This is a genomic window from Myxococcus virescens, from assembly GCF_900101905.1.
Taxonomy (GTDB): Bacteria; Myxococcota; Myxococcia; order Myxococcales; family Myxococcaceae; genus Myxococcus; species Myxococcus virescens.
The window spans coordinates 308,668-324,123 of record NZ_FNAJ01000007.1 but is presented as its reverse complement, the minus strand read 5'-3'; the positions used below and the strand labels follow the sequence as shown (position 1 = coordinate 324,123).

15 protein-coding genes are annotated in these 15,456 nt (G+C 68.7%); 6 read left to right on the top strand and 9 right to left on the bottom strand.

The features are described 5' to 3' along the window. Positions 1-69: 69 nt before the first annotated feature. From BLU09_RS22110 to BLU09_RS22090, 5 genes are all read right to left on the bottom strand, one after another. The gene (locus BLU09_RS22110) at positions 70-777 is read right to left on the bottom strand and encodes a uracil-DNA glycosylase (protein ID WP_090491493.1); all 708 of its coding nucleotides are present in this window, start codon (positions 775-777) and stop codon (positions 70-72) included. Further along, positions 774-1,949 carry an AI-2E family transporter gene (locus tag BLU09_RS22105; RefSeq protein ID WP_090491540.1) on the bottom strand — a complete coding sequence of 392 codons (1,176 nt, stop codon included), beginning with the start codon at positions 1,947-1,949 and terminating at the stop codon, positions 774-776. The genes BLU09_RS22110 and BLU09_RS22105 overlap by 4 nt, the downstream gene beginning before the upstream one ends. 209 nt (positions 1,950-2,158) lie before the next feature. Further along, positions 2,159-2,521, bottom strand: coding sequence for a PEGA domain-containing protein (locus tag BLU09_RS22100; RefSeq protein WP_011553613.1), 363 nt, complete (start codon positions 2,519-2,521; stop codon positions 2,159-2,161). Positions 2,522-2,542: 21 nt separating this feature from the next. After that, complete coding sequence (locus BLU09_RS22095) at positions 2,543-3,358, bottom strand: hypothetical protein (RefSeq protein ID WP_244171938.1); 816 nt, start codon at positions 3,356-3,358, stop codon at positions 2,543-2,545. Between the two features lie 120 nt (positions 3,359-3,478). Further along, on the bottom strand, positions 3,479-3,814 hold the full coding sequence (locus BLU09_RS22090) for a PilZ domain-containing protein (RefSeq protein ID WP_171410519.1): 336 nt from the start codon (positions 3,812-3,814) through the stop codon (positions 3,479-3,481). A gap of 220 nt (positions 3,815-4,034) precedes the next feature. Between BLU09_RS22090 and BLU09_RS22085 the strand changes: the two genes are divergently transcribed. Beyond that, entirely contained in the window at positions 4,035-4,775 is a 741-nt protein-coding gene (locus BLU09_RS22085) for an FKBP-type peptidyl-prolyl cis-trans isomerase (protein WP_244171937.1), read from the top strand. Between the two features lies 1 nt (position 4,776). Here the strand turns inward: BLU09_RS22085 and BLU09_RS22080 are convergent, their stop codons facing one another. The 3 genes from BLU09_RS22080 to BLU09_RS22070 form a co-directional block, all read right to left on the bottom strand. Further along, on the bottom strand, positions 4,777-6,987 hold the full coding sequence (locus tag BLU09_RS22080) for a hypothetical protein (protein ID WP_090491490.1): 2,211 nt from the start codon (positions 6,985-6,987) through the stop codon (positions 4,777-4,779). 33 nt (positions 6,988-7,020) lie between these two features. Beyond that, positions 7,021-7,224: a cold-shock protein gene (locus BLU09_RS22075; RefSeq protein WP_011553608.1), complete on the bottom strand. Its 204-nt coding sequence runs from the start codon at positions 7,222-7,224 to the stop codon at positions 7,021-7,023. Between the two features lie 115 nt (positions 7,225-7,339). After that, positions 7,340-9,214 (bottom strand): M2 family metallopeptidase, encoded by a 1,875-nt coding sequence (locus BLU09_RS22070; RefSeq protein WP_090491489.1) that lies wholly within the window; start codon positions 9,212-9,214, stop codon positions 7,340-7,342. Positions 9,215-9,320: 106 nt separating this feature from the next. On the opposite strand from BLU09_RS22070, the gene BLU09_RS22065 reads away from it, so the two are divergent. The 5 genes from BLU09_RS22065 to BLU09_RS22045 all read left to right on the top strand — a co-directional run bounded on the left by BLU09_RS22065 (position 9,321) and on the right by BLU09_RS22045 (position 14,839). Continuing rightward, positions 9,321-10,433 carry a serine/threonine-protein kinase gene (locus BLU09_RS22065; protein WP_090491488.1) on the top strand — a complete coding sequence of 371 codons (1,113 nt, stop codon included), beginning with the start codon at positions 9,321-9,323 and terminating at the stop codon, positions 10,431-10,433. Continuing rightward, positions 10,433-10,990 (top strand): DUF3105 domain-containing protein, encoded by a 558-nt coding sequence (locus BLU09_RS22060; RefSeq protein ID WP_090491487.1) that lies wholly within the window; start codon positions 10,433-10,435, stop codon positions 10,988-10,990. The genes BLU09_RS22065 and BLU09_RS22060 overlap by 1 nt, the downstream gene beginning before the upstream one ends. A gap of 214 nt (positions 10,991-11,204) precedes the next feature. Then, positions 11,205-12,128 (top strand): SDR family oxidoreductase, encoded by a 924-nt coding sequence (locus BLU09_RS22055; protein ID WP_090491486.1) that lies wholly within the window; start codon positions 11,205-11,207, stop codon positions 12,126-12,128. A gap of 111 nt (positions 12,129-12,239) precedes the next feature. Further along, entirely contained in the window at positions 12,240-13,697 is a 1,458-nt protein-coding gene (locus BLU09_RS22050) for a metallophosphoesterase (protein WP_090491485.1), read from the top strand. A gap of 20 nt (positions 13,698-13,717) precedes the next feature. After that, a complete protein-coding gene (locus BLU09_RS22045; protein WP_090491484.1) occupies positions 13,718-14,839 on the top strand; it encodes a heparan-alpha-glucosaminide N-acetyltransferase domain-containing protein in 1,122 nt (373 codons plus the stop codon). 1 nt (position 14,840) lies between these two features. Here BLU09_RS22045 and BLU09_RS22040 read toward each other — a convergent pair whose 3' ends face one another. Continuing rightward, positions 14,841-15,329, bottom strand: coding sequence for a VOC family protein (locus tag BLU09_RS22040; RefSeq protein WP_186817649.1), 489 nt, complete (start codon positions 15,327-15,329; stop codon positions 14,841-14,843). Positions 15,330-15,456 lie beyond the last annotated feature (127 nt).

The window sequence follows — 15,456 nt, the reverse complement described above, 5'->3', positions numbered from 1 at the left end:
CAGCCGCTTCGGTGGCGCGGGGAATAACAGCGGGCTCCCCCAACTGTCAAGCAAACACAGAAGGCTTCTTCAACTCTTCCCGCGCGCCTTCGGATCCGCCGTTTCCAGCAGCGTGTGGACCCGGGACATGACGGCGTCGAACATCGCCGGGGTCAGCCGCCCCGTCTGCGTGTTCTGCTGGCTGACGTGGTAGCAGCCCAGCAGCGTCCGGCCGCCCGGCAGGCCCAGCTCCGCCCCATGCCCGAACGCGGGCCGAGGCGACGGAACCTCCATCCCCTGCCGCGCCAGGGCCACGAGCGCGGCGTTCCAGCCGATGGCCCCCAGCGCGAGCATCACCCGGCCCGGCAGCAGCGCCAGCTCGCGATCCAGGAACGGCGCGCAGCGGGCCAGCTCCTCTGGGAGGGGCTTGTTGTCGGGCGGAGCACAGCGCGCCGCCGACACGATGAAGGCGTCCTTCAGCCGGAGCCCGTCATCCCGGTGCTCGCTGAGGGCCTGATTCGCGAAGCCCGCGCGGTGCAGCCCGGCATAGAGGAAGTCGCCCGAGCGGTCCCCGGTGAACATCCGCCCCGTCCGGTTCGCCCCATGGGCCGCCGGCGCCAGCCCGACGATGATGAGCCGGGCCTTGGGGTCTCCGAAGCCGGGAACGGGCAGGCCCCAGTAATTCCAGTCGCGGTAGGCGCGGCGCTTCACTCGCGCCACCTCCTCCCGCCACTCCACCAGCCGGGGGCAGGCCCGGCAGCCGGTGATCTCCTTGTGTAGCGACTCCAGCTTCGTCACGGCGACTTGGGCTCCCCCGTGTAGAGCCGCGTCCGGCGGTAGCGCTCCACCACCACGCTCAGGACCACCTTGAGGATGGCCGCCACCGGCACCGCCAGCAGGATGCCCACGAAGCCGAACAGCTCACCGAAGGCGAGGATGGCCAGGATGATCGCCACCGGCGCCAGCCCGACCTTCTCCCCCACGATTCGCGGGGTGATGACGAAGCCCTCCAGCATCTGCCCGATGACGAAGGTGGCCGCCACCGCCGCCAGTTGCCACGGCCCCTGCCACGACAGCATGAGCCCCACCAGCGACAGCACGATGCCCACGCCCGTGCCCAGGTACGGCACCATGTTGCCGAAGCCGGCAATCACCCCAATGACGATGGCCATGTCGATGCGCGCCGCGGACAGGCCCGCCGCATAGATGACCGACAGCACGCCGCCGACGATGAGTTGGCCGCGCACGAAGGCGGAGAGCACCTCATCCACCTCCGCGAAGCGCCGGCTCACCAGCCCCACTGCGCGCCGGGGCAGCAGGTCCTTCACCATGCCCATCAGCCGGGGGTAGTCCTGTAGGAAGAAGAAGGCCAGCACCGGCACCACCGACAGGCCCAGCAACGTCACCACCAGCCGCGCCGTGTTGCCCGCGAAGCTCGCCAGGATGCGCGCCGCCGCTGGCCCCGCGCTCTGGACCAACTCTGACGCCTGCTTTCCCAGCTCGGCGGTGCGCTGGCGCACCAGGTCTGGCAACGAATGCCCCACCAACCCTTCCACCTTCGGCACCACCTGGGTGCTCGCACGGTGGAAGAAGTCCGGCAGCTTCGACGCCTCCTCCCGGAACACCGGGATGAGGTACAGCACGGCGCCGACCAGCATCAGCGTCCCCACCGCGAAGACGAGCGTCGTCCCCCACGTGCGGTCCAGCCGCCGCTTCTCCAGCTCGGTGACGATGGGATTGAAGATGTACGCGCCCGACAGCGCGAGCAGCACTGGCACCGCCACTCCGCCAAAGACGGAGAGCAGCGCGAACACCAGCCCCAGCGAGCCCACCATCACCACCGACCACCACAGGTCGATGCGCCGGGCGTCCGTCTCGGACAGGGCGTTCTCGGCCACCGCCACGGGCTCGGCGACCCGCGCACGGGCCGGCTCGGCCGCGGCCTTGTCCTGGCCACGCGGCGGCGGCACCTCGTGAAGCACGGGGGCGGACCGAGCCGGCGGCGGTACGGCAGCGGCGGTGGATTTCACGGCGGCGGTGGAGCGACCTTTCCTGCGGCGTCCGATGGCGCTCTCCTCTTCAGTCCCAGCTACGGCGACGTCATGTCCTGATTGCACTTCACGAAAGCACAGGAAACGGGCTTTCGTGGAGGCCCGCTCGCTTTACACCCAGCCCGGCGTCACTCCGAACCACCGGCCTTCGGCCCAGAGGCGCGGAGTTGGATGGTCAGCCGCGCGCGGGCCCGGCTGGGCTCGAAGTATGTCGTATAGGGCCAGTACCCCTGCTTCTTCACTTCAATCTCGTGCAGGCCGCTGCCCACTCGCAGCGCCTTGGGGGAACCCGAGAAGTCGCTGCAGAGCCCCTGCCAGACACCATCCAGATATACCTCCGCGTCCACGGGCTCGCAGAGCAGGGCCAGATTGCCGCTGGGATTCTGGGCTTCCGCCATCAGCTCGCGGGCCTTGAGCAGGGACTCGGGCTCCTGACGCTTCGCACACCCAGCGAACGTGGACACCATCACCAACAGCAGAACCTTCCGCATCAGCTCGCCGGGACCTCGAAGTCACTGCGTGACGATCACGACCCGGCCCTCGGCCAGGAAGCGCGTGTTGGCCTCGACGAGCGCCTTCGCATCCTCCGAGGCGAGCACCAGGTCGGACCCCTTGGAACCCTTGGCCTTCACCACCAGGGGCTTGTCCCCCACCAGCGAGGCCTTCTTCGCCGCTTCCAGGCTCTGGAACCACGCGGCCACGGCGGTCGCGGCACGGCGCTCGTTGGCCAGCGCCGCCGCGCCGTACAGCGCCTTGCCGCTGTCATCCAGCAGGCGGGGCGCCAGCACGGGCTGCACACCGAGCCCTCGCGCATCCACCACCAGACCTGTGTACTTCTTCGCGCCCGCGCCGTTGATGGCGATGACGGTGTCCGCGGCGGGCGACGCGAACAGCGACGCGGTGAGGGCCGACAGCGGCACCTCCACGTCAATCTCCACGCCACTGTCGGAGAAGAACCGCCGGGCGACGACCTTGTAACCGCCCATCGCGGCCTCCACCCGTTTGCGGACGTCCTCGCGGGACAGCTCGTCCGCCACGGTGCGGCCCGCGCTGATGTGGAGGCGCCCGGCCTGGTCCATGAGGTTCTGGACGGCGGATTGCCTGGCGGTCCGCTCGGCGCCCAGTCGGGCCTGCCCGGGGTTGGAGGCCTTCAGGTCGGGAGCACCCACTCCCGTGGCCCGCAGAACCTGCCCTTCCCAATTGACGCCCGGTGCCCCCGGTGCCGTTTTCACGGCGGCGACGGTGGACTTCGGGGCCTTCGCTTCCTTGCCCTGGCCAAACGCGGTCAGTGGCACGGCCAGCAATATCCCCCACAGCGAGTGCCTCACGGGAAATCCTCCAGCCCCTCGTCCGACGTCGCGGGTCGTGTCAGGGCAGAATGGCTTCCCATTCAACGGGCCCGCTTCCGGGGAAGTCAAGGCAGGCCCCTGCGGCACGGCGGGTATGCGTCAGTTCTCGTTGCCGTGACGGTCGACGTAGGCGTCGATCATCTTGCGGTGACGATCGGTGAGCAACGTGAAGCGCACACCCGAGCGCTCACGCTTGGCCCCCAGCTCGGCCCACTCACGGACCACTTCCCCCTCGGCGTAGATGATCTCCTCCGAGCCCGGGAGCTGGAACTGGAGGCCGATGCGCTTGGCCTCGTGCTGAGGCTCGAGCAGCCGGGCGAGGCTCAGCCCTTCCTGGCTGATGTCCGCGGCCCGCGACATGTACGGCACGCCACCCATGTACTTGTTCAGGTAGATGTCGAGGGGCGCCCGCTTGTTCTTCCGCTTGTCGCTCATGGCTTCTTCGCCTCCGGTCAGGTGGTGCAACAGGTTGCTCCGGGGGTGAAGCAACCTGGATGCAGGGTAGAGGCGCGCGCCGAACGCGCAAGAAAACGGACGGCGCGCGGAGGAGTCGCGCGCTCGCTGTGCTTCCTCGGTGAATTCTTCGCGCGGGCTTGTGTCTTCCGAGCGCGCGGCCACGCTCTATAGTGCGCCGGTTCTCATGAAAGGTGGATGCATGCGATCGATGTGGACGGCGGCCCTGGTGTTCGCGCTCGGCGCGACGGGCGCCCAGGCGCAGGACTCGAAGTCGGCGAAGAAGCCCGCGGCCAAGGCCGCACCGGCGACTCCGGCCGCCGCGCCGGCGGCGCCCGCTGCGCTGTCCGAGGAGGACCAGCAGACCCTCTACACGCTCGGCCTCTCCATTGGCCGTGATTTGTCCCTCTTCGCGCTGTCGCCCGAGGAGCTGAAGGTGCTGCAACAGGGCCTGTCCGACGGACTCGGTGGAAAGACGTCCGACATCGACCCGAAGGAGCAGGCGCAGCGGGTTCAGGCCTTCGCCAAGAGCCGGCAGGCCCTCGCGGGCAAGGCCGCGCTGGAGCGCGCCGCCAAGGAGCCCGGCGCGGAGGTGCTTCCCTCCGGCGTCGTCTACAAGCAGGTCCAGGCGGGAACCGGCCGCAGCCCGCGCGCCGTCGACACCGTCAAGGTCCACTACGAGGGCCGGCTGGTGGACGGCACCATCTTCGACACCTCCGCCCGCCGCGGAATCCCCGTCGAGTTCCCGCTCAACGGCGTCATCCCTTGCTGGACGCAGGGCGTGGCGAAGATGAAGGTGGGCGGCAAGGCGAAGCTCACCTGCCCCGGCAACACCGCCTACGGCGAGCGGCCGCCGTCCGGCTCGCGCATCCCGCCCAACGCCGTCCTCACCTTCGACGTCGAGCTCATCGACGTCCCCGGCGACACGTCCCGGCAGCCGTAGGTCAGCGACTCAGGGCGGCCTCGGCGGCGCGGAGCAACGGCTCCGCGCTCACCGGGGCCCCGGTCGCATGAATCATCCACTGGTCCGGCGTCACCGAACCGTAGGTGGCCATGCGTTCGAACTCGGCGCCCAGCGATCCCTTGCGCTTCAGGTGCTCTTCAATCTGGAACGCGATGAGGTGGCCCAGCGGATAGTCGGGCAGGTAGAGCGGATAGCTGATCATGTGGCTGTAGACGGCCAGCAGCGTGCTCCCCTCCCCGCCCAGCACCGGCGCGAAGTACTGGTTCCACACGTCGCGCGCGATGCCCACCACCGCCTCGCGAAGCTGGGCTGGCGTGGCATCCGGGTGCGCGTACATCCAGTGCCACACCGACATGTCCACCAGCGCGATGCCCGCGCGCTCCCACGTCTGCCACAGCTCGCCGAGCACCCGCTCCCGCTCGCTCGCCGGGTCCGGCTTGCCCAGTCCGAGCAACTCCAGGTCCCGCGACTGGAACACGAAGGCCAGCGCCTCCGTGAAGGCGTTGTTGGGCACCCCCGCGAGCAGCGTGTGGTCCACGCCGTAGAGGCTGAACACCTGCTCCACGTTGTGCCCCAGCTCGTGCACCGCGATGTTGTAGCCCTTGTAGTCCATGCCCCCCTTCTCCACGCGCGTGCGCAGCCGGGGGAAGTCGCCTCGCCGGAGCGCCGGCTGTGCGTGCCCCGCTCCGCGCGACGCGTCCACGCGAATTCGCTCCGCCAGCCACACGGCCTTCGCCTTCGTGAAGCCCATGCCCTGGAGGATGCGCGGCAGGTCCTTCGCGAACGCCTCCGCCGTGGGGTAGCGCTTGCGCGTCAGCGCATCCAGTTCGGACTCCTTCCGCTTGCCGCCCGGATTGAAGCCCGAGTACCAGAGGTCCTGCGGCTCCAGCTTCCGGCCCAGGCGCGCTTCAATCTCCTTCGCCACGCGCGGCACCAGCGGTGACTCCAGCACCTGTGTCAGCAGGGCCCGGACGCGCGCCTCAGGCAGCTCGCGGCCCAGCTCGAAGCTCCGGGCGATTCGCGTGGGCGCCACCGGCACGTAGGGGTCCGCCTGACGCGCCGCCTGGAAGGTGGCCAGCAGGTGCGCGTAGCGGGTGTCCGGCTCCGGCGAGGCATCCGGCTTCGTCGTGCGCGCGGGAGCATCCGCCTCCACCGTCTGCGGCGGCGCCACCGTGACGGTGTTGGTGAAGGGGTCCCAATCCAACCGCGGGTTGTCGATGACGGCCGCGGGAATCGTCTGCGTGATGATGCGCTCCATCACCTGGACGATCATCCGCTGCTTCAGCGCGCCCGTCGCCGCGTCGGAATAATCACCCTTCAGCTCGTCACGCAGGTTCCAGTGGCTGATGAGCCGCAGCCCCTTTGGGAAGGGGCGCCGCCCCTGCGCATCCACCAGGTGATGCATCCAGATGTTGTATTCGGCGATGTACAGGTTGGCCGCGGCGATGGCGCGCGAGGACGCCTGCTCAATCTCCGCGGGGACGCGCTGGTTGAAGCGCCCGGCCAGCCGCGTCTCGGCCCACTGCCGCCGTGTCCATGACGGCCCCTGCTCCACGCGCTCCGCCAACGTGGTGAGCGGGAAGTTGAGCAACACCACGAACCCCACGCGTGCGCGGAACAGGTCCGTGGTGACGTGCGCGGCCGGATCATACGCCGCCACCAGGGGCTCCACCGGCAGCAATGGCCCCAGGTCCAGGTCGGTGTACCACTGGAGCTCACGCCCGATTTCGTACAGGTGCCCGTCGAGCTGCTCGAACAGCCGCTCCAGCCGCTGGAAGGTCGCGTCGAGCGCGCTCGGGTCGGACAGGAACTGTTCACGTGCGAACGCCGCGAGGTCTCCGTCCTCCGGCCGCCACATCGCCGCCACCTGATCCACGCCCCGCTCGATGCGGGCCCGCTGCGCCTCGCCGTGCCGCGTCACGAGCTCCGCCTTCAGGGCCGCCGCGTCGAACGTGGACGTCATGGCGGTGGGCTCCTTCTCCGGGACGTTGGCAGGGGGTGGTGTCTTGGACGACGCGGCCGGGAGGGCGGCCGTGCCCGTGCTCGACGGCACGGCTGGCGTGGTGGAGCAACCCAGCGCGGCGAGAACGGGCAACAGACAGACGCGTGAGCGGCGGAACTTCGTCGACAAAGGCACGGAGCGCTCTCCAGAAAGCACGAAGGGCCCGACCCCGTGGGGCCGGACCCTCATGATGCATCAGAAGCAGTTCGAACGACGCTCGGCTCAGGCCGCGCGGACGTTCTGGGCCTGCAGGCCCTTGGGGCCGCGGGTCACTTCGAACTCCACCTTCTGGCCCTCCTGGAGGGTGCGGAAGCCATCCATGTTGATGGCGGTGTGGTGGCAGAACACGTCCTCACCACCACCGTCCTGGGTGAGGAAGCCGAAACCCTTCGCATCGTTGAACCACTTCACGGTACCAGTAGCCATTTGCTCTCTTCTTCTTTCGTCACGGACGCGAATATCCGCCGTCCGGTCCTACGAGCGAACCCGCCTAGACGGCTGCAATTTAAGCGTGGCCGCCCGGCGCGTCTACTCCAGACCGTCACCAACCGCACTTCTGGCCCTTGTTCTGCGCCTGGAGCCAGGTGCGCAGCGGGCTGAAGTAGTCGAGCAGCGGCGTGGCATCCATCTGCCGGGTTCCCGTCATGGCCTGGAGCGCGTCGGGCCACGGCTTGCTCGCGCCCAGCTCCAACATGGCCTGGAGCCGCTTGCCGGCCTCCTTGTTCCCATAGATGGAGCACTCGTGGAGAGCGCCCTGGTAGCCGGACGCCTCGCAGAGCGCCTTGTGGAACTGGAACTGGAGGATGCGCGCCAGGAAATACCGCGTATACGGAACGTTTGCAGGCACGTGGTACTTGGCCCCCGGGTCGAAGTCCTGCTCCGAACGGGCCACCGGCGCGGCGACGCCCTGGTACTTCTCCCGCAGCGTCCACCAGGACTTGTTGTAGTCCGCCGGCTGCACGCGGCCGGAGAACACCTCCCAGCGCCACTGGTCCACGAGCAGACCGAACGGCAGGAAGGCAATCTTCTCCAGCGCGTCCTTCATCTGAAGGTTGATGAGGTTCTTCTCGTTCTTCGGAACGGCCTTCAGCAACCCCGCCTGCTGCAGGTAGCCCGGGGTGATGGACAGCGTGAGCGCGTCACCAATGGCCTCGTGGAAGCCGTCGTTCGCGCCGGCCTGATAGAGCACCGGGAGCTGGTAGTAGTACGTGTAGTAGTAGTTGTGGCCCAGCTCGTGGTGGATGGTGACGAGGTCCTCCTCCGTGGGCTTGATGCACATCTTGATGCGCAGGTCGTTGCTGAAGTTCACGTCCCAGGCGCTGGCGTGGCAGACGACGTCGCGGCCTTCCGGCTTGGTGAACTGCGAGCGCTCGAAGAAGCTCGGCGGCAGCTCCTTGAGGCCCAGCGAGGTGAAGAACTTCTCACCCAGCTTCACCATGCGCATCGCGTCATACTTCTGCTGCTTCAGCGCCGCGTCCACGTCCAGGCTGGCCTGTCCGGGGAAGGGCTCCACCAGCGGGTAGATGTTGTTCCACTCCTGCGCCCACATGTTGCCCAGCAGGTGCGCGGGAATCGGCTTGCCGTCGGGTACCTTGTCGGCGCCGTACTGCTTCGCCAGACGGCCGCGCACGTAGCAGTGCAGGTCGTCATAGAGCGGCTTCACCTGGCCCCACAGGCGCTGGGCCTCGACCTCGAACTCGGCCGGCGACATGTCATACGCGGAGCGCCACAGCGTGCCCAGGTCGTTGAAGCCGATGTCCTTCGCGCCCTCGTTGGAGATGGACACCAGGCGCTCGTACAGCGGCCGCATGGGACGGGCCACGGAGTGCCAGCCCTGCCACGCGTCCAGCAGCTCGTCGTAGTTGCGGCTCTCCGCGATGACGTCGGACAGCACCTCCAGGTCGCGGCACTTCCCCTTCCCGTCCGGTCCGCAGTACTTGCCCTTGCCGTAGAGGCCCTCCAGCTTCGCCGCCGTGGCGGCCAGCTCGGACCGCCGCTCCGCGTCCGACGGCGCCGGCAGCGCCTGGGACACCTTGAGCAGGTGCAGCATGCGCGCGGTGTCCGCGTCCAACGTCAGGCCCTCGAAGCGCCGTGCCTCCTTGATGGCGCCGTTGACGTAGGCCAGCACCTCTTCGTTGACGAAGGCGGCGTTCTGCTCGGTGTCATCGGTGATGTACGTGGACTTGATCCACTCCGCGGTGGCCTGCTTCGTCCACAGGCGCTTGAGGTCCGCGTTCACCTTCTCCGCGAAGGCCTTCGCCTCTGCCGGCGTGGGCTGCGACGCGGCGGCGGGAGACTCGGAGGGCGTGGGCGCCTCGCGCGTCACTTGCGAATCCTGGGCACACCCCAGGAAGGCGGGCAGCGCCATGACCGCGGCCGCACGCAGGAGGGAATTCAGGGGACGTTTCCGGTTCATGGCCGCGGACCGTAGAAGAACCTGCGACTGATGACACTCCGAAACTGGGTGGTCCCCTCCCGGTTCGGCGCTGGATCTGCCCGGCCGGGTACCGTGCGGGCGCTCCATGCCCGGCCTCCCGTGTCGCCCCACCGCGTTAAACCTTCACCCCATGTTGCTCGGACACATGAAGGACCCCCGCTGGCCCGCGTCCGAAGAGGCGCTGGCGGACGCTCGTGACTTCCTGATGGCGCTGAAGGATCGCCACGTGGTCGTGGCGCCCCACCCCAGCGTGGACGGGCTCGCCGCAGGGGCGCTGGTGCTCCGCGCGCTCCAGGCCGTGGGAGCGCGGGTCAAGGCGCAGGTACCGGCCAGGGGCGAGCATGCCCTCTCACCAACCTTTCAGCAGCGCCTCCGCGCGGCACAGCCCGACGCATGGGTGGTGCTCGAGATGTCGTCGGATGCGATGGACGACTCCGTCGCTCCACCGGACCTCCCCACGCTCATCGTGGCGCCCCAAGCGGCCCTGGCTCCGGCTGGCAAGGCGGGCACGACCGTGCTCGCCGCACGGGGATTGGAGCCCGCGGTCAGTTGCAGCCTGCTCACCTACGCGCTCGTGTCGCCCTGCGTAGTGCCGGGCCCGTTGGAATGGCTGGCCGTCCTGGGAACCGTGGCGGACCAGGGCGTGGATGCGCCCATTCCCTTCCTCAAGGACGCCCTCCGCCGGGCGGGTCGCACCGCCGTGACGGAATCCGTGGCCTTGCTGAACGCGGCCCGGAAGTCCTCCCGGTACGCGGCACCGCTGGCGTTGGGGGTCCTCCTTCGAGCGGGCAGCGCCACCGACATCACCCGGGGCAACGTCCCCGGCGTCGATACATTGCACGACTGTCGGCTGGAGGTGCAGCGCGAGGTGCTGAGGTGCTCGAAGACGCCACCGCGCATCGCCAGTCCCGTGGCGCTGCTGCTGTTCAGCTCGGAGGCCCAGGTCCATCCGCAGGTCGCGGTGCGCTGGGCCCAGCGGCTCCCCGAGCACATCATCATCGCCGCCAACGCGGGCTATCTGCCGGGCCGCGTGGACTTCGCCGTTCGCAGCCGGACTCCGATGGAGCTCGGAGGGCTCCCGCTCAACGCCACCGGAGGCAGCCTCTCCCGGGAGGACTTCCTCCGCTTCGCCGCCGGACTGGGCTTCAAGGGCCTGCGCGACATCGACGTGGAGCGGCGGGGTACGTTTCCCGGCTGATGCGGTATGACGCGGCCGTGATGCCACGCCCGCTCCTCCCCCTCCTGACGGTCCTCGCGCTCGCCGGCTGCGGCGACACTGATCCTGACGACGCCGACCCCTGCGAGCGGTTCAGCTTTCCGCTGTCGGCGCCGAGCCCCTCCCACCACCTCGACACCTGCTCGAGCGAAGCGTGTGGCAACGGAGAGAATCCGCCCAACTCCGGCCTCCACTGCGGCAGCGTGGCCCCGTGCGGGAGCGCCTCCGAGCCCGTCGCCCCCTGCCTCTATGTCCACAACCTGGAGCACGGCCACGCGGTGTTCCTTTACAACTGCCCGGATGGCTGTCCGGATGAAGTCGCCAAGCTCGAAGCCGCGGCGGCGACAGCGCCACGGGGAGGCAATGCCGTCCGCCGGGCCCTCGTCGCGCCGGATCCCACGCTTCCCCGGCGCGTTGCAGCGATGCTGTGGCGCCGGACGTACCTGACGGACTCCGCGGACCCCGAGGCCCTTCGCTGCCTGCTGCGGCTCCAGGACGTCGATGCGCCGGAGCCGAGACTCACCTGCCCCGCGCCCTGAGCCGCACGCGCCGGTACGTGGGCAGGAAGCCGGCGGTGCCCCCTATGCGTCGTCGAATCACGCAACCTCCTCGCGAGATGTCGAACAGGTGAGGAGGTGAAAGGCCGCGGCGCCTTCCTCCGTGAACCCCGCCGACTCGCCCAATCCTGACAGGAGGTGTCAACAATCCTCCGTAGTCTCGCCCCTCGGTACGGACATCCCCCAGGAGGCAGGCATGCAGGACATGAAGGATTCACTGAAGGGACGCGTGGCACTGGTCGCGGGCGGCACGCGAGGAGCAGGCCGGGGCATCGCGGTGCAGCTCGGCGCGGCGGGCGCCACCGTCTACGTCACGGGCCGGACGACACGGGCCCAGCGCTCGGAGCAGAACCGGCCGGAGACCATTGAAGAGACCGCCGAGCAGGTGACGGCGGCGGGTGGGCTCGGCATCGCCGTGCAGACGGACCACCTGGTGCCCGAACAGGTCCAGGCCCTGGTGAAGCGCATTGATGGGGAACAGGGCCGGCTCGACGTGCTCGTCAACGACATCTGGGGCGGCGAGTCCATCTTTGAGTGGAACAAGAGCGTGTGGGAGCACTCGCTCGAAAAGGGGCTGCGGCTGCTCCGGCTGGGCGTGGACACGCACCTCATCACCAGCCACTTCGCCCTGCTGCTGCTCATCCGCCGCCCGGGAGGACTCGTGGTCGAGGTCACCGACGGCACCGCCGACTACAACGCGACGAACTACCGCATCTCCACGTTCTACGACCTCGCGAAGGCCTCCGTGCTCCGGCTGGCCTGGAGCCAGGCTCGAGAGCTCAGGCCCCATGGCGCCACCGCCGTCGCGCTGACGCCGGGCTGGATGCGCTCCGAAGGCATGCTGGAGCACTTCGGCGTCACCGAGGCGAACTGGCGCGACGCGACGGTGAAGGAGCCTCACTTCGTCATCTCGGAGACGCCGGCCTATGTCGGCCGAGCCGTGGCCGCGCTGGCATCGGACGCGGACAAGGCCCGGTGGAACGGACAGTCCCTGTCCAGCGGCCAGCTCGCACGCGTCTACGGCTTCACGGACCTGGATGGCAGCCAGCCCGATGCCTGGCGCTACGTCGTCGAGGTCCAGGACGCAGGCAAGCCCGCCGACGCCACGGGTTACCGGTAGACATTGCCCAGGGTGGGTCTTCCAGGACCACGACCCAGGTGCTATTGATTTTCTCGCAATACTCGTTTTGCGGCCATCCCTGTCCGCGACACCCCTTGCGAGGAGACACCTTTGAGACACCTGAGAACCTCGGTCCCCATGGCACTGCTGGGCCTGCTGGCGGCGTGCGGCGGCCCGGTGGAATCGCAGCCCGAAGTCGAGGTCGCCACCACCGAGTCCGCGCTGAACTGCGACTCGATGAGCCGGGCCGTCCATCACCGCATCAAGCCGGCCAACGGAGACAGCCTCTACACGCTCAACGCGAACGAGGCCGCCAACGCCGCCATCACCTGGGGCTACACGGAAGACCGGGGCGTGGCCTTCCTCGCCGCGGCCTCCACGGGGACGGGGCTGTCCCCCGTCTACCGCATCTACAGCCCCAGCCGGCAGGAGCACTTCTGGACCATTGATGAGGCCGAGCGGAACGACCTCATGCAGAACGGGGGCTACACGACGGACGAGAACGTCGGCTTCTACGCGTCGAAGACGGCCGCGTCATGCCTCGTTCCGGTGTACCGCTTCTCCAACACCACGCTGCGCAAGCACCGCTTCGCCATCACCGAGGCCCAGCGCGACGCGCTCGCCTCCACCGGCTGGGTCAACCAGGGCATCAAGTTCTACGCCGCCCCGGAGTCCGCGCCTCCGGTCGACACGAAGTTCACCTTCGCCGTCATCCCCGACACACAGAACGAGGTCCTCACCACGCCCCCCACGCGACTCACGCACCGGCTCCAGTGGCTGGTGGACAACCGGAGCTCGCTCGACCTGCGCTTCGTGCTGCACACGGGCGACGTCGTGAACTGGGACACGCCGGACCACATCCAGTACGTGCGCGCCAGCGAGGCCACCGAGATTCTGGACGCCGCCGGCCTGCCCTACGTCTACGCCATTGGCAACCATGACACCGCGGCCGTGTGCCCCGGCGGCAGCGCCTGCCCGGGCAACGTCAACGCCAACCTGCGCGACACCAGCACCTTCAACGCGCACTTCCCGCTCACGCGCTTCACCGCGCTGGGTGGCGTCTACGAGCCGGGGAAGATCGACAACTCCTACCACACGTTCTCCGCCGGTGGCCTGGACTGGCTGGTGCTCAACCTGGAGCTGTGGGCCCGCACGGGCGCCGTGGACTGGGCGAAGACGGTGCTGGCGCAACATCCGCGTCACAACGTCATCATCAACACCCACTCCCACCTGAATGGCAGCGGCGCCATCGAGCAGAGCAACGGCGGCTATGGCAACAACAGCCCGCAGTACGTGTTCGACCAGCTCATCAAGCAGTACGCCAACGTGCGGTTCGTCTTCTCCGGGCACACGGGCAATGCCGCGTACCGGACCAACACGGGGGTCCACGGCAACACCATCCACCAAATCCTGACGGCGTACCACGAGAACACATCGAACCTGACGCGGTTGGTGGAGGTGGACACGGCGGCCAACACCTTCTCCACGCGGGTGTACTCGCCGATGACGAACGCGGAGAAGCAGGACGGCTCTAAATTCACCATCAGTAACGTGAGCTGGGTCCGCTGATGCTCTAGGGTAGGCGGGCTGTGACGTCCACGCCCGCCTCCCCTGCCCTCGTCTCCCGTGATCGCATCCGAGCCATCGACTGGCTCCGGGGCATCGCGGTGCTCTTCATGGTCCAGACGCACACCCTGGCCTTGCTCACGCCCGAGCTGCGGCAGAGCGAATGGGTGGCGCGGCTGCTGCGCGTCGACGGGCTGGTGGCCCCCGCGTTCATCTTCTCCGCCGGCTTCGCCACCGCCCTGATGATGGTCCGCAGCGCCGCCAGCGGCGTGCTCCGCGAGCGCGTCCACCGCAACCTCCGCCGCGCTGGCGAGGTGCTCGCGGTGGCCACCCTGGTCAACTGGGCGTGGTTCCCCCTGCTGCGCGAGCCCGAGTGGATCTTCCGCATGGACATCCTCCAGTGCGTGGGCCTGTGCCTGCTCATCGTCCTGCCGGTGGCCGCGCTGCTCTCCGCGCGCCCCAAGGTGCTGAGCGTCGGCGCCTTCGTGCTGGCCATGGCCACGTTCGCCGTGTCGCCCCTGGGGGAACAGGTGGATGGCCCCTGGGCCACGCTGACGGAGAAGTCCTCCTTCGCGCCCTTCCCGCTGCTGCCCTGGCTGGGCTACGCGTGGCTGGGCGTCTTCGCGGGAACGGTGGCGGGCGCCTGGGGCCGCACCGGGCTCATCAAAGCGCTGCTGGTGCTGATGGGGCTGGGCTTCACGGGCGCGGTGCTCGGTGACTTCCTCTACGGCCTCTACCCGCCCCACCGCTTCTTCGTCGCCAATCCCTCCAACGCGGCGGCGCGCTTCGGCTGGGTGAGCTCGGTGCTGCTCGTGTTGACGTGGCTGGAGGCCCGGGTCCCGGTGAATGCAGCGCCGTCCCGGCTGCGGCGCTTCGTGGAGGTGTTCGGCACGTCGTCGCTGTCCGCGTACTTCTTCCACGAGATGCTGCTCTTCTACCGGCTGGGCGGCGTCTTCTCCTTCCAGCGCTTCTGGGGAGACCGCAGCGGCTGGCTCCAGTACTGGGTGCTGACGGCCGTCATCATCGGCCTCACCTTCGTGCTGTGCGTCGCCCTGGACCGGCTGGAGCGCGTGCTGCGGCCCGCGCTCCGGAACCTCTCGGGACGGCTGTTCCGGCAGGGCCAGCATGCCCCCGCCGGGCGCTGACTCAGTGACCCGCGGAGGATAGCGACTCGAAGGCGGCGATGACCTCCTTCGGCGCCTGCACCAGCTCGATGAGCACGCCCTCTCCGCCGAAGGGGAACTGCTCGCTGCCCTTGGGGTGGATGAAGCAGATGTCGAAGCCCGCGGCGCCCTTGCGGATGCCGCCGGGGGCGAAGCGAAGGCCCTGAGACTCCAGCCACTGCACGGCCACGGGCAGGTCGTCCACCCAGAGGCCCACGTGGTTGAGCGGCGTCTCGTGGACGCGGGGCTTCTTCTCCGGATCCACGGGCTGCATCAAGTCCACCTCCACCTTGAAGGGGCCCGCGCCCGCGGTGACGATGTCCTCGTCCACGTTCTCGCGCTCGCTGCGGTAGGTGCCGTGGGGCGTCAAGCCCAGCAGGTCGACCCAGAGCTTGCGGAGCGGCGCCTTGTCCGCGCCTCCAATGGCGATCTGCTGGACACCCAGAATTCGAAATGGCCTGGCGGTCTGCATGGCGCGGCACCCTGTCAGACGGAGGTGCTCCAGACAAGGACGCCCGGCCCGGGTGTTCGCCGGAAAATTCATCCGGCTTTAGACCCTTTCTCGCGGGCCATGCGTTTTCGGGGGGCGACCTACTCAC